Annotated in this window: 2 protein-coding genes; both read left to right on the top strand. The window is 53.8% G+C overall.

Features of this window, described 5'->3' with window-relative positions:
- On the top strand, positions 1 to 371 hold a 371-nt coding region (locus tag B3F49_RS08475; RefSeq protein ID WP_293910398.1), incomplete at its 5' end, for an HD-GYP domain-containing protein.
- A gap of 30 nt (positions 372 to 401) precedes the next feature.
- Positions 402 to 811 (top strand): M20/M25/M40 family metallo-hydrolase (locus B3F49_RS08470; protein ID WP_293910396.1); only part of this gene is annotated, 410 nt, incomplete at its 3' end.

The raw sequence follows: 811 nt of genomic DNA, 5'->3' as shown, positions 1-811 counted from the left end.
CGGCGATCATCAAGAAGTCAAGCTCGGAGATGACCCGCAGTGAAAACCTTGAGTTCAAGCGCCATGCCGAGATCGGGTACAACATCCTGCGCTCGGTTGGAGAGTATGCATCCTTCTCTGTGGCGGTACTGCATCACCACGAACGCTGGGACGGCAACGGCTACCCTCAAGGTTTGAAGCATGAGGCCATTCCCCAGGAGGCTCAGATTCTTGCCATTGCAAACACCTACGCCGATTTTGTCGGACCCAGGTTGCATGGGGGGAGCGTCAGCGAAGAGGAGGCGATTGCTGTGCTCAGAGAGCGCAAGAACACCCAGTTCAATCCTGACTTGATCGAAACCTTCATCACCAAGGTCCTCAACAAAGCTTGACTTTCTTTCCATCTGTCCTACGATAGGGTCATGCAAACCAACGAACAACTGATAACACTTTGCCAAGACCTGATCAAACACCCCAGTCTCTCAGGGTTCGAGAAAGAAGCGGCTTCCTTCATCCAAAAGACCATGCAGAGTCTCGCCTATGACGAGGTCTCCATCGATGCCTATGGCAGTGTCGTCGGCAGCATATTCGGCAGCCAGGAGGGACCGGCCGTCCTCATGGACGGTCATATCGATACCGTGGGTGTGGAGAATCCCAATCTGTGGAACCATGATCCTTTTGCAGGTCGGTTGACCGAGGGACGCATATACGGCAGAGGCAGCAGCGACATGAAAGGTGCACTCAGTGCAATGATGCTTGCTGCCTCAGAGTTCAAGAAGAAGACAGGCGGCAAGTTTCGAGGTTCACTCCATGTCTCGGCAACTGTGTGCGA

Source organism: Sphaerochaeta sp. UBA5836 (genome assembly GCF_002432845.1).
Taxonomy (GTDB): Bacteria; Spirochaetota; Spirochaetia; order Sphaerochaetales; family Sphaerochaetaceae; genus Sphaerochaeta.
The sequence above is the reverse complement of the archived record's forward strand: the minus strand, read 5'-3'. Positions and strand labels throughout refer to the sequence as shown.